Here is a 13114-nt window from a genome sequence, read left to right as displayed (position 1 = left end):
GAGACAGGAGGTCGAGTCAAACCGACCGCAGGCAGCGGGGCGGGAGGCGAACGCAGTGCGAAGCACCGATTTTTTGCGGGGCCGCGGGGATTGTAAAGGGGAACGCGGTGTTCCCCTTTACCCGTTCACGTGTCCGGAGGTGACATTTCGCCATGAACATAAGGTGAACGGAACCCACCTCCCGGGCCGCATATTCCCCTCACCCCAACCCTCTCCCGGGGGGAGAGGGAGAAAACCGGTGGTAGCCCGGATAAGGCATTTATGCCGCATCCGGGAGATTTTTGCGACTGTCACGCCTCTTCGCGGATCATCTCTTCCAGCCTTTCACGTAACTCCCCTTCCAGCGCCAGCGCCTTTTGCGTTTTAAGATCAATACACACAAAGGTCACTAACGCATCGGCCACCACTTCACCTCCCGGTTCCAGCGTCACGACCTGGCTGAGCACGCCGCTTCGTCCGTTAATCTGTTTAACGTGGCTGGTCACCGTCAGGCGGTCGCCCAGCACGGCAGGACGACGGTAATTGATATTGATGTTGACGACCACGAATGCGATGTTATTCGTCGTCATCCACTTAAAGTTTTCATTGTTTTCCAGCCCATCCCAACGCGCTTCTTCCAGGAATTCCAGATAACGGGCATTGTTCACATGCTGATAGACATCGAGGTGATAACCACGAACTTTGATCTGAGTCTGCATAGCGCTTTAACCTTTACTTTTGTTATAGGAACAGAGGTCATAACTGGTATGACCTCTTTAGTCTGGCAAAATTTCGCCACTACGCAAGCATCATCTTTTATAGGGTCAGATTTCCGAGGTTGCGTTCAACAAGCGCGCTCCCCATACCAGGCACCTGTTTCAGATCGTCCAGAGTCTTAAAGGGACCGTACTCTTGCCGGTAGCTCACAATCGCCTGCGCTTTTTTCATGCCCACGCCATTCATCACCCGCGCCAGATCCTCAGCGCTGGCGGTATTAATGCTAACCCTTGTACCGTCATCATCAGTGCTTTTTGCCGTGTCGGGGGTTTTAGCACCCGGCGTCGCACCGTTATCGGCTTTGGTTTGTACCGCTGGCGCTTTCGCACCACCACCATTGGGGGCTGCCAGCGTACTATGGCTGATGCCAGCACAGGCAAAAGAAAGGGTCAGTAAAAGTACTTTGATTCCATGTTTCATGCTGTTTCTCCTTGGTGTTTAACAACGAGGCTACGATAAACAACCGGGAAAAACGGGACAAATGGCGAAGTGCAAATGTGGAAAAGGCCGCGAAAGCGGCCTTTTGAATTGCAAAGCGTTGCAATATTTGTGGGAAGCGTCTCGCTATTCCTGCTGTTCCATAATCGCGCCAAGTTTGATTTTGGCCTCTTTACGCAGGTTGGTCATCAGCGCCTCGAAAGCGATCTGTGCATTGTTCTGGGTAATACCCTGAACCATCGCTTTCTTCTGGTCGTCCGGCATGGTGCCAGCTTTCACTTCATCTAACGCCAGAATCGCGACATTGCCCTGGGCATCGTTCGCTACGCCATAACCCGGTTTGTCTTTCTCCGGCAACGGCAGGCTGAATGCCGCCTGGCTAATCGGATCCTGACCGGTACGAGTCAAGGTTTTCGCCGCGCCAAAGCTTAACCCTGCGGCTTTCAGCGCATCATCGCCTTTACCCGCTTTCAGTTCAGCGATCAGCTTGTCAGCATCCAGTTTGGCCTGCTGCTCCGCTTTGTTATGTTTAACGATCTCACTGACCTGAGCTTTAACCTCTTCCAGTGGCTTAACCGCCTCTGCTTTATGCTCACTCACACGCAACACGAAGGCGCGGTCGCCATCGACAGTAATAATGTCAGAGTTACTGCCCGGCGCACCGTTCACACCCACCAGACCACCGTCAAAAATAGCATTGGCAACCGGTTTAAAATTAAGTTCTTGCGGCAGGCTGTCACGGCTAAACCAGCCCGTTTCAACGGCTTTTGTCCCGGCGACTTGCTCAGCACCCGCCAGAGATTCATTATCGTTACTTGCGGCTTCGCTCACCTTCTGTTGCAGGGCATACCAGGCATCCAGTGCCTTATCCTGCTTCACTTTCGCGGCGATCTCGTCATGAACGTCGCTCAGCGGTTTAGCTTTTGCAGGCTGAATGTCATCAAGACGAACAACCAGGAAGCCAACGGAAGATTTGATCACGCCTGACAGTTGGCCTTTGTCTTTCAGACCTGAATTTTTCAGTTCGTCAGGTGTGGTGGCCGGCTCCAGCCACCCCATATCACCGCCGTTACGGGCAGAGATAATGTCGGTGGATTTTTCTTTCGCCAGTGCGGCAAAATCTGCCCCTTTGCTTAGTGCGTCCAGCACGGCTTTCGCGTCATCTTCTGTTTTGGTCTGAATAACGCTATAGCGATTACGCTGCGGCTGCGTGAACTGATCCATGTGCTGATCATAGTAAGACTGAATATCCGCATCGCTGACGTCCTGCTGCATGTTGGCCGCATCCAACTTGATATAGCTGACACGGAACTGCTCCGGGGAGACAAAGCGGGTTTTATTCTGCTCATAGAAGCCGGCGATCTCCTGATCGCTTACGGTCTGTTTTGCCGCCAGCGCATTCACGTCGATCAGCGCCTGACGCACAACGCGCTGCTGGGAAACCAGCGCCGCCAGTTCATCCGTCTCACCTTTGAGCATGAAGTCCGTACCCGCAATCGCGTTGATCAGTTGCTGAGAGGTCAGTTGGTTGCGCAGCGCCTGTGCATACTGATCTGCATTCATACCCATCTGGTTGACGATGCCGTTGAAACGGTCGTTATCGAATTTACCGTTGGTCTGGAAAGCCTGGGTGGAGAAAATCGCTTTCTTAACCTGCTCATCGCTGATGCCCAGGTGCAGGTTATGTGCGTACTGGTCCAGCAGTGCTTCGTCGATAAGGCGGTTCAGCACCTGCTGACGCATGGATTTGATATAGTTTTCATTCGCGGCCAGCTCTGAGAACTGATCACCCAGTTGCTGCTGCATACGATTACGTTCACTGGCAACCGCATTTTCGAATTGTGCGCGACCAATCTCCTGGTCATTTACCTTTGCGGCATAATTATTGTTACCGCCAATAAGGTAGCTACTGACGCCGGTCAAAATGAACGACACGATAATGACGCCGAAAATGATCTTGAGCACGATGCTGTTTGCTGCCGTGCGTAAATTGTCCATCATGGTGTAACAACACTCCGCTGTAGGTGACTGTAGACCTCTCGCAGTCACTCAGTTTCCCGACGCTGCGTATAGGGTCGTATTTTGACAAGAAAAGGGGGCAATTGTCAGCCCACAACTCGCAGAAACTCAGATAAGAGTGACTGAATAAATAAAAAAGGCACATCTCTCGATGCGCCCTTGTACTTTTCACCTCCCACAGGGAAGCGATCAGTTAACCGCGTCTTTCAGTGCCTTGCCAGCGCGGAAGCCCGGAACCTTAGCTGCGGCGATAGTGATTTCTTTGCCGGTCTGAGGGTTGCGACCTGTACGCGCAGCACGCTCTTTAACAGCAAAAGTACCAAAACCTACCAGCGCTACATCGTCCCCTTCTTTCAGAGATTCAGTAACAGAAGCAATTAAAGCATCTAACGCACGTCCAGCAGCCGCTTTAGAGATGTCAGCCCCCGCGGCAATCTTGTCTATCAGTTGAGATTTATTCACTCTTCTCTTCCTCTCTTTATAATTTATATCGCGCCTGAGTCCTTCACAGCGCGACCGCGCAGCAGTTATATCAGGCCTGTCATGCCCTTACAACACCAGTTGATGATGACACACCCAACCAGCAATCTAAATTAGCTATACAAAAAAAGGCTGGCAAGTCCGAAATGCCTTACCAGCCTTGTTTTTATCAACGCTCTTTGCGCGCGGTCACTATTTTGCGGTCGCGACCTGCATACCAAACGGTTCGTTTTGCAATGCCAGCGCCAGAACCTCGTCAATGCGCTTAACCGGATGGATGTCCAGGTCGGCAATGACGTTTTCCGGAATTTCCTCAAGATCGCGTTTGTTCTCGTAAGGAATTAGCACGGTTTTGATCCCGCCACGGTGCGCCGCCAGCAGTTTTTCTTTCAGGCCACCAATCGGCAGAACCTGACCACGCAGGGTAATTTCACCCGTCATCGCCACATCAGCACGTACCGGGTTGCCAGTCAGGCAAGAAACCAGCGCGGTACACATCGCGATACCGGCGCTCGGGCCGTCTTTCGGCGTAGCCCCTTCCGGTACGTGAACGTGAATATCGCGTTTTTCGTAGAAATCCCCGTTAATACCGAGTTTTTCCGCCCGTGCACGCACCACGGTCAGCGCAGCCTGGATAGATTCCTGCATAACTTCACCGAGCGAACCGGTATAAGTCAGCTTGCCTTTGCCCGGTACGCACGCGGTTTCGATGGTCAGCAGGTCGCCGCCGACTTCGGTCCACGCCAGCCCGGTTACCTGACCTACACGGTTTTCGTCATCCGCGCGGCCATAGTCAAAGCGCTGAACGCCCAGGTAATCGTGCAGATTGTCCCCGTTAATCTCGATGTGTTTCAGTGTCGGATCCATCAGTAGCTGTTTCACCGCTTTACGGCACAATTTCGAGATTTCACGCTCAAGGCTACGCACGCCCGCTTCACGGGTATAATAACGGATGATGCCGACAATGGCGCTGTCATCCACGGTCAGTTCCGTCGGTTTGAGCGCATTACGTTCGATCTGTTTCGTCAGCAGATGCTGTTTAGCAATATTCAGCTTCTCATCTTCCGTGTAACCGGAAAGACGGATGACTTCCATACGATCGAGCAGCGGTGCCGGAATGTTCATGGAGTTAGACGTCGCGACAAACATGACATCGCTGAGATCGTAATCCACTTCCAGATAGTGATCGCTAAATGCAACGTTCTGTTCCGGATCAAGCACTTCCAGCAGAGCAGATGCTGGATCGCCACGCATGTCCGAAGACATTTTGTCGATCTCATCGAGCAGGAACAGCGGGTTTTTCACGCCCACTTTGGCCATCTTCTGGATCAGTTTGCCTGGCATGGAGCCAATGTAGGTACGACGGTGACCGCGAATTTCCGCTTCGTCACGCACGCCGCCCAGCGCCATACGGATGTACTTACGTCCTGTCGCTTTGGCGATGGACTGACCCAGAGAGGTTTTACCCACCCCCGGCGGTCCAACCAGACACAGGATTGGGCCTTTGAGTTTGTTCATACGGCTTTGTACCGCGAGATACTCAAGGATGCGGTCTTTGACACGCTCAAGGCCATAGTGGTCGGTATCGAGCACTTCCTGCGCCTGACGCAGATCTTTTTTCACTTTGCTGCGCGCATACCACGGAACCTGAATCATCCACTCGATATAACCGCGGACCACGGTGGCTTCCGCAGACATCGGGGACATCATTTTTAGTTTCTGCAGTTCGGCTTCGGCCTTCTCTTTTGCCTCTTTTGGCATTTTGGCCGCGTCGATTTTGCGTTTCAGCGCTTCGTTCTCATCCGGCGCGTCATCCATCTCGCCGAGTTCTTTCTGAATAGCCTTCATCTGCTCGTTCAGGTAGTACTCGCGCTGAGATTTCTCCATCTGTTTTTTGACGCGATTACGGATGCGCTTCTCGACCTGCAGCAGGTCGATTTCCGATTCCATCATCGCCATCAGATATTCCAGACGTTCATTAACGTCGGACATCTCCAGAACGGACTGTTTGTCGGCCAGTTTCAATGGCATATGCGCGGCAATGGTATCGGCCAGACGCGCAGGGTCGTCAATGCTGTTCAGCGAAGTCAGCACTTCCGGTGGGATTTTTTTGTTGAGCTTGATATAGCCTTCAAACTGGCTGATGGCAGTGCGTACCAGCACTTCCTGCTCGCGCTCATCAATGGCCGGGGAATCGAGATATTCCGCTTTAGCCGTGAAATGTTCGCCATTATCCGACAGCGTGGTAATGCGCGCGCGCTGCAGACCTTCCACCAGCACTTTGACAGTGCCGTCAGGCAGTTTCAGCATCTGCAGAATAGAGGCCACGGTCCCGACGGTGAAAAGATCGTTTACACCCGGCTCATCCGTTGAGGCTTCTTTCTGTGCAACCAACATGATTTTTTTATCATGGTCCATGGCCGCTTCAAGACAACGGATAGATTTTTCCCGCCCTACAAACAGGGGTATGACCATGTGCGGATAAACCACCACATCGCGCAACGGCAATACGGGGATTTCAATGCGTTCAGAACGCTCAGGATTCATAGAGCTCTCTCTTAGTTTAATGTCCGCCAGGTAATCCGGTGACGTGACTGTGCAACACGCACCATTAACATGTAAAGCAGTATATGGGGATGTTTCCCACACATTCAACGGCGAGAATCAGGAAAAATAAAAGGGGAGATAAAATCCCCCCTTTTTCATTAACTGTATGTATGGATTGGTGAATTATTCACCAGATGCCTGTTGCGCTTCGTGCTTACCGTAGATCAACAGCGGTTTGCTTTGCCCGGCGATGACGGACTCATCAATAACCACTTTGTCGACCTCTTCCAGAGACGGCAGATCATACATGGTGTCCAGTAACGCCGCTTCGACGATGGAACGCAGACCACGCGCACCCGTTTTACGCACCATCGCTTTCTTCGCGATAGCGGTCAAGGCTTCGTCACGGAACTCCAAATCCACACCTTCAAGATTGAACAGCGCCTGATACTGTTTAGTCAGGGCATTTTTCGGCTCTTTCAGGATCTGAATCAGCGCTTCTTCGCTCAGCTCGTTGAGGGTTGCCACCACCGGCAGACGACCAATAAATTCCGGGATCAGACCAAATTTGATCAGATCTTCCGGCTCAACCTGGGCCAGCAGTTCGCCTTCATTCGCTTTTTCGGATTTCGCTTTTACCGTCGCGCCAAAGCCGATACCAGAACCGGTTTCAACACGATGGGAAATCACTTTATCCAGACCGGCGAATGCGCCACCACAAATGAACAGGATCTTGGAGGTATCAACCTGTAAGAATTCCTGTTGCGGGTGTTTACGACCACCCTGCGGCGGCACGGCTGCCACGGTACCTTCGATCAGTTTCAGCAACGCCTGCTGTACGCCTTCACCGGATACGTCACGGGTGATAGACGGATTATCAGACTTACGCGAGATCTTATCGATCTCATCAATGTAGACGATGCCGCGCTGCGCTTTTTGTACGTCGTAATCGCACTTCTGCAACAGTTTCTGGATGATGTTTTCAACGTCTTCACCCACATAACCCGCTTCGGTCAGTGTGGTGGCATCCGCCATGGTAAACGGAACATCCAGCAGGCGCGCCAGTGTTTCAGCCAGCAGCGTTTTACCGGAACCGGTTGGCCCGATCAGCAGAATGTTACTTTTGCCCAGCTCAACACCATTGCTGGTGTCGCCGTTGCGCAGACGTTTGTAGTGGTTGTATACCGCGACGGCCAACACTTTTTTCGCCTGTTCCTGACCGATAACATAATCGTCCAGGTGATGGCGAATCTCGTGCGGGGTCGGCAGTGCACTGCGCTCGCGATGCGGCGCAACTTCTTTAATCTCTTCGCGAATAATGTCGTTACACAGATCAACACATTCGTCGCAGATATACACGGACGGCCCGGCAATGAGCTTGCGCACTTCATGCTGGCTTTTGCCGCAAAAAGAGCAGTACAACAGTTTGCCCGAACCATCTTTGCGTTTATCTGTCATGAGTCAAAACCTCTTTTCTGTTCTTTGTGCCGCACATGACGACGCAAATGCCATTCCAGGCGCAAAACGCTTGCCAGCGTAGTGCCGCTCGATATTCATTATAGCGGCACTACTCCGGCCTGAGCATTAATTACGATGGGTCAAAATTGAATCAACCAGACCGTATTCGACGGCTTCGTTCGCAGAGAGGAAACGGTCACGTTCTGTATCTCGTTCAATTTGCTCTAAAGATTGACCCGTATGGTGCGCCATGAGTTCGTTCATACGCCCTTTCACTTTCAGGATTTCACGGGCGTGGATCTCAATATCCGTCGCCTGCCCCTGGTAACCACCCAGCGGCTGGTGAATCATCACGCGTGAGTTTGGCAGGCAGAAACGCTTGCCTTTTGCTCCCGCCGTCAGCAGGAATGCGCCCATGGACGCGGCCTGGCCCATACAAATGGTGCTGACGTCAGGCTTAATAAATTGCATGGTGTCGTAAATTGACATTCCGGCGGTGATAACGCCACCCGGAGAGTTAATATACAGGTAAATATCTTTTTCCGGATTCTCCGCTTCCAGGAACAACATCTGCGCCACGATCAGGTTTGCCATGTGGTCTTCAACCTGACCCGTCATGAAAATGACACGTTCCTTAAGAAGACGGGAGTAGATATCAAAAGAGCGCTCACCGCGTGAGGTCTGTTCAATAACCATTGGCACCAGGGCCATATGGGGTGCAAAGGTATCTCGTTCGCCGCTGTATGACATGTCCGTCTCCTGGATCTAAAAATAAATAACCTGCTGTACTGATTGTACTTGAGTGAGCCAGGTCTGACTACGACCCCTCACGGACGGATTATCAGCCAGAGTGTTCACAGTCGATAGTCCCTTAATGGGGATGACCACACCTTATTTCAAGCATAACAACCTTTTGCTGTTACGCTAACACTGAAACGCCCTTTTAGCACACTTCTGATAACATCAATGCGATAAAAAAAGCCCGTCACCAGAAGGTGACGGGCTTATTGTTTACTCTTTATACCGGATGAGTAAATTAAGCCTGCTGGTTCATCAGTTCCTGGAAGCTGGTTGCTTTCTCAGTCACTTTTGCTTTTGCCAGTACAGCTTCAACAGCCTGTTCTTCCAGAGCGACGTTACGCATGTTATCGGTCAGCTCTTTGTTTTTGCTGTAGAATTGGATAACTTCGGTCGGATCTTCGTAAGCAGAAGCCATCTCTTCGATCAGACCTTTCACGCGTTCTTCGTCAGCTTTCAGCTCGTTGGTGCGAATCACTTCGCCCAGCAGCAGACCAACGATCACGCGGCGTTTAGCCTGCTCTTCAAACAGCTCACGCGGCAGTTCCAGCGCTTGTTTCTCGTTACCACCGAAGCGCTGAGCAGCCTGACGACGCAGAACGTCGATTTCGCTGTCGATCAGGGCTGACGGGATTTCGATCTCGTTCGCTTTCACCAGACCTTCGATTGCCTGAGACTTGATGCGGTTACGCACAGCGCCTTTCAGCTCACGGTCCATGTTCTTACGTACTTCTGCACGCAGACCAGCAACAGAACCATCTTCAACGCCGAAACGTTTGATGAACTCTTCGGTCAGTTCCGGCAGCTCACGTTCTTCAACTTTTTTCAGGTTGATAACGAATTTCGCCGCTTTACCTTTCAGGTTTTCAGCGTGGTAGTCTTCCGGGAAGGTCACGTCGATGGTGAACTCGTCACCCGCTTTGTGGCCTTTAATGCCGTCTTCAAAGCCTGGGATCATACGACCCTGGCCCATCGCCAGCACGAAATCAGTGGCTTTGCCGCCTTCGAACTCTTCACCGTCTACAGAGCCAGTGAAATCAACAGTCACACGGTCTTCCGCGTCAACAGCACCATCTTTATCTTTCCAGGTTGCTTGTTGTTTACGCAGGGTGTCCAGCATAGTGTCGACGTCAGCGTCGGTCACTTCTACAACCGGTTTTTCAACTTCGATAGTTTCCAGGCCTTTCAGCTCAACTTCCGGATAAACTTCAAATTCTACGGAGTAGGTAAAGTCTTCGCCCAGTTTGTATTCGCCCGGAACATAGTTCGGTGCGCCAGCCGGGTTGATTTTTTCCTGAATGATCGCGTCAATAAAGTTGCGGCTCATCAGTTCGCCCAGTACGTCCTGACGTACGGAGGCGCCATAACGCTGAGCAACGACATTCATCGGTACTTTGCCTTTACGGAAGCCGTCAATACGTACTTTCTTCGCTACGTTAACCAGCTCGCTCTTCACAGCGGTCTCGATGCTGTCAGCAGCGATAGTAATCGTTACACGGCGCCCAAGGCCCTGAGTGGTTTCAACTGAAACTTGCATCTTGTTACCTCAAAAAATCACAGTGCTCGGTCAACTCTACTCTGGAAGCTGTCATAGGGCTTCGCAGAACCGGGATGCTCTCTCAAATCAGATATACATTCCCTGTCACCAGAATCATCCCGAAGACGTTCATATATAAAGACGCGGCATTATAGCGGCATCACTTTAGTGAGTCGAGAACGGGAACGCCGCATTGTTGCGCCATTTTTCACAATTCCGAGGTAATTTTGACCTAAAAATTGCGCTTCTCGCTCAAAACTCAGACAAAACAAAACGGCCCGCAGGCCGTTTTTACTTAAACTGTACGCAACATACTGGAAAAGCTCAGGCAGTTGCAAATGCGTTTTACGCGATGCTGCCTGCTCCCCTGCATGGCGGCGAGGCGAAAACGGTGTCCTGCAGACCTTCCCACTCCTTAATCGTGTAGGTATGCAGAGCCAGTGCATGAACGGTGGACGAGAGTTCCGCCGCAAGGGTGCCGTAGATCATACGGTGACGGTTGAGGAAACGCTCCCCGGAAAAGCGGTCACTGACCAGCACAACTTTGAAATGGCTTTCGGAACCGGCCGGTACATTGTGACGATAGCTTTCATCAACAACTTCGAGGAACACGGGTTCAAACGCTGCCCTTAATTTATCTTCTATCTGCTCACGTATCATCATGAAAGGACTCCTCCGACAACGCTGAGATGCGACCCATCCCTTTAAATGTTAGCCGCTTTTATCGTGTTCATAACAAGAAAACAACAAAAATTTAGCTTTCGTCCTATTTTCTCAGTCAAAGGTATGAACTCTACTGAAAAGGTCAAAAATGACGTCATGTTCGACAGAGCAAATCGTTCGTGCGGTTAAAAAAAGCACAAGGCGATGAATTTACATGCATTGAGGACTTCCCCTTGTTGACGGCGATGTTATGATGGCAAGAATTTTCCCTATCTAAGCTTAAGATCCACTGAGAGCCTGAACATGTTAAAAAAACTTCTCTTCCCATTGGTCGCTTTATTTATGCTGGCCGGGTGCGCCACCCCGCCAACCACTCTTGAAGTGTCACCGAAGATTACGCTGCCACAGCAGGATCCTAGCCTGATGGGCGTTACAGTGAGCATCACTGGCGCAGACCAGCGTCCTGACCAGGCACTGGCAAAAGTCACCCGCGATAACCAACTGGTTACCCTAACGGCATCCCGCGACCTGCGCTTCTTGCTACAAGAAGTGTTGGAAAAACAAATGACTGCACGCGGTTATATGATCGGCCCAAGCGGTGCGGCTAACCTGCAAATCATTGTTAACCAGCTGTATGCCGATGTTTCTCAGGGCAACCTGCGTTACAGCATTGCCACGAAAGCGGATATTGCGATCATCGCAACCGCAGCTAACGGCAATAAAATGACGAAAAACTACCGCGCCAGCTATAACGTTGAAGGCGCACTCCAGGCGACTAACGACAAGATCACGAATGCCGTTAACAGCGTGTTGACCGACACCATCGCGGATATGTCTCAGGACACCACAATTCATCAGTTCATCAAGCAGAACACGCGTTAAGTTCCGCACGCTGGCCCGGTTCGCCGGGCCAGTACTCAACCATGTCCAGTCATTACCTTCGTATATTTCAGCAACCCAAATCAGCCATTCTGCTGATGCTGGGCTTCGCCTCAGGTTTACCACTGGCGCTGACATCCGGTACGCTCCAGGCGTGGATGACAGTAGCTAACGTCGATCTGAAAACCATCGGTTTCTTCTCGCTTGTCGGCCAGGCCTATGTTTTTAAATTTCTCTGGTCGCCAATGATGGACCGCTATACCCCGCCCTTCCTTGGCCGACGCCGCGGTTGGCTACTCCTGACACAACTGGGTTTACTTGTCGCGGTCGCTGCGATGGGCTTTCTTGAGCCAGGCAGTCATTTGCGATGGATGGCAGGTCTGGCCGTCGTTATCGCTTTTTGTTCTGCTTCACAGGACATTGTTTTCGATGCGTGGAAAACGGATGTGCTACCAGCAGAGGAGCGCGGAACCGGAGCGGCAATCAGCGTTCTGGGTTATCGCTTAGGCATGTTAGTGTCTGGCGGTCTGGCGCTGTGGCTGGCGGACCGCTGGCTCGGCTGGCAAGGCATGTACTGGCTGATGGCCGGACTGTTGATCCCGTGTATTATCGCAACGTTGCTGGCCCCTGAACCGACCGACGCTATCCCGGCACCGCGTTCACTGGAACAAGCCGTTGTCGAACCGCTGCGTGATTTCTTCGGTCGCAATAATGCCTGGCTTATCTTGCTATTGATTGTCCTTTATAAGCTTGGTGACGCGTTCGCGATGAGCCTGACCACCACCTTTCTGATTCGCGGCGTCGGGTTTGATGCCGGTGAAGTGGGCGTAGTCAACAAAACCCTTGGGCTTATCGCCACTATTATTGGCGCACTCTGGGGCGGTGTATTAATGCAACGCTTATCGCTGTTTCGCGCGTTGCTGATTTTCGGTCTGCTGCAAGGCATTTCGAATGCGGGATACTGGCTGCTTGCCGTGACGCCGAAAGATATGATCAGCATGGCTTCAGCGGTTTTTCTGGAAAATCTCTGCGGCGGTATGGGCACGTCTGCCTTCGTTGCGCTGCTGATGACACTGTGCAACAAGTCCTTTTCTGCCACCCAGTTTGCCCTGCTTTCCGCGTTATCTGCTGTTGGTCGGGTTTACGTTGGGCCGCTGGCAGGCTGGTTTGTTGAAGCCCATGGCTGGTCGATGTTTTACCTGTTCTCTATCGCGGCTGCCCTGCCAGGTCTGTTGATGCTGCTGCTCTGTAAAGAGACGCTTGAATTCACGCAGCGCACAGAACGTTTTATGCCACGCACTGAGTTTGCCAAAGCCTACCGCCTGGCATTACGTCTGCTTTCTACTGGCTGTCTGTTACTGGGTTTCTGGCTGGTCATCCTGATAGTGAACGCCAGCGGATGGGTCCATATCGACATTGGCAGTACGTTGCTGGAATTCGGCGCATTACTGGCGCTGGTGGGTATTGTCTATGGCGGATTATTAGATTTTCTGGCGCTACGCAAAACACGTGTTTTCTGAAAGCGCCAGTATCGCTGGC

11 protein-coding genes are annotated in these 13114 nt (G+C 51.8%); 2 read left to right on the top strand and 9 right to left on the bottom strand.

The window, feature by feature from the left end; genetic code table 11:
- Positions 1 to 290: 290 nt before the first annotated feature.
- From ABIB59_RS09340 to bolA, 9 genes are all read right to left on the bottom strand, one after another.
- Positions 291 to 698 (bottom strand): YbgC/FadM family acyl-CoA thioesterase, encoded by a 408-nt coding sequence (locus tag ABIB59_RS09340; protein WP_041852495.1) that lies wholly within the window; start codon positions 696 to 698, stop codon positions 291 to 293.
- A 97-nt stretch (positions 699 to 795) separates the two neighbouring features.
- A complete protein-coding gene (locus tag ABIB59_RS09335) occupies positions 796 to 1176 on the bottom strand; it encodes a helix-hairpin-helix domain-containing protein (RefSeq protein ID WP_041852496.1) in 381 nt (126 codons plus the stop codon).
- A 144-nt stretch (positions 1177 to 1320) separates the two neighbouring features.
- A complete protein-coding gene (gene ppiD, locus ABIB59_RS09330; RefSeq protein WP_071195831.1) occupies positions 1321 to 3195 on the bottom strand; it encodes a peptidylprolyl isomerase in 1875 nt (624 codons plus the stop codon).
- 207 nt (positions 3196 to 3402) lie between these two features.
- Positions 3403 to 3675, bottom strand: coding sequence for a nucleoid-associated protein HU-beta (gene hupB / locus ABIB59_RS09325; RefSeq protein ID WP_041852498.1), 273 nt, complete (start codon positions 3673 to 3675; stop codon positions 3403 to 3405).
- A gap of 210 nt (positions 3676 to 3885) precedes the next feature.
- Complete coding sequence (gene lon, locus ABIB59_RS09320; protein ID WP_079497563.1) at positions 3886 to 6240, bottom strand: endopeptidase La; 2355 nt, start codon at positions 6238 to 6240, stop codon at positions 3886 to 3888.
- Between the two features lie 183 nt (positions 6241 to 6423).
- Positions 6424 to 7698 carry an ATP-dependent protease ATP-binding subunit ClpX gene (gene clpX / locus ABIB59_RS09315; protein WP_041852500.1) on the bottom strand — a complete coding sequence of 425 codons (1275 nt, stop codon included), beginning with the start codon at positions 7696 to 7698 and terminating at the stop codon, positions 6424 to 6426.
- A gap of 126 nt (positions 7699 to 7824) precedes the next feature.
- Positions 7825 to 8448, bottom strand: coding sequence for an ATP-dependent Clp endopeptidase proteolytic subunit ClpP (gene clpP / locus ABIB59_RS09310; protein WP_041852501.1), 624 nt, complete (start codon positions 8446 to 8448; stop codon positions 7825 to 7827).
- A gap of 286 nt (positions 8449 to 8734) precedes the next feature.
- Entirely contained in the window at positions 8735 to 10033 is a 1299-nt protein-coding gene (tig, locus tag ABIB59_RS09305; protein WP_354035119.1) for a trigger factor, read from the bottom strand.
- Between the two features lie 345 nt (positions 10034 to 10378).
- Positions 10379 to 10696, bottom strand: coding sequence for a transcriptional regulator BolA (gene bolA, locus ABIB59_RS09300; protein WP_041852503.1), 318 nt, complete (start codon positions 10694 to 10696; stop codon positions 10379 to 10381).
- Between the two features lie 303 nt (positions 10697 to 10999).
- On the opposite strand from bolA, the gene ABIB59_RS09295 reads away from it, so the two are divergent.
- Positions 11000 to 11578: a lipoprotein gene (locus ABIB59_RS09295; RefSeq protein WP_041852504.1), complete on the top strand. Its 579-nt coding sequence runs from the start codon at positions 11000 to 11002 to the stop codon at positions 11576 to 11578.
- Positions 11579 to 11619: 41 nt separating this feature from the next.
- Entirely contained in the window at positions 11620 to 13095 is a 1476-nt protein-coding gene (ampG, locus tag ABIB59_RS09290) for a muropeptide MFS transporter AmpG (RefSeq protein WP_354035116.1), read from the top strand.
- Positions 13096 to 13114 lie beyond the last annotated feature (19 nt).

The sequence above is a fragment of the Citrobacter sp. UYEF32 genome (genome assembly GCF_040546205.1).
In the GTDB taxonomy this organism is placed as follows: Bacteria; Pseudomonadota; Gammaproteobacteria; order Enterobacterales; family Enterobacteriaceae; genus Phytobacter; species Phytobacter diazotrophicus.
This window is presented reverse-complemented; position numbering and strand designations above follow the sequence as displayed.

Coding starts and splice junctions, on each gene's coding strand:
- ABIB59_RS09340 (WP_041852495.1), bottom strand. CDS start 698: ATGCAGACTCAGATCAAAGTTCGTGGTTATCACCTCGATGTCTATCAG.
- ABIB59_RS09335 (WP_041852496.1), bottom strand. CDS start 1,176: ATGAAACATGGAATCAAAGTACTTTTACTGACCCTTTCTTTTGCCTGT.
- ppiD (WP_071195831.1), bottom strand. CDS start 3,195: ATGATGGACAATTTACGCACGGCAGCAAACAGCATCGTGCTCAAGATC.
- lon (WP_079497563.1), bottom strand. CDS start 6,240: ATGAATCCTGAGCGTTCTGAACGCATTGAAATCCCCGTATTGCCGTTG.
- clpX (WP_041852500.1), bottom strand. CDS start 7,698: ATGACAGATAAACGCAAAGATGGTTCGGGCAAACTGTTGTACTGCTCT.
- clpP (WP_041852501.1), bottom strand. CDS start 8,448: ATGTCATACAGCGGCGAACGAGATACCTTTGCACCCCATATGGCCCTG.
- tig (WP_354035119.1), bottom strand. CDS start 10,033: ATGCAAGTTTCAGTTGAAACCACTCAGGGCCTTGGGCGCCGTGTAACG.
- bolA (WP_041852503.1), bottom strand. CDS start 10,696: ATGATGATACGTGAGCAGATAGAAGATAAATTAAGGGCAGCGTTTGAA.
- ABIB59_RS09295 (WP_041852504.1), top strand. CDS start 11,000: ATGTTAAAAAAACTTCTCTTCCCATTGGTCGCTTTATTTATGCTGGCC.
- ampG (WP_354035116.1), top strand. CDS start 11,620: ATGTCCAGTCATTACCTTCGTATATTTCAGCAACCCAAATCAGCCATT.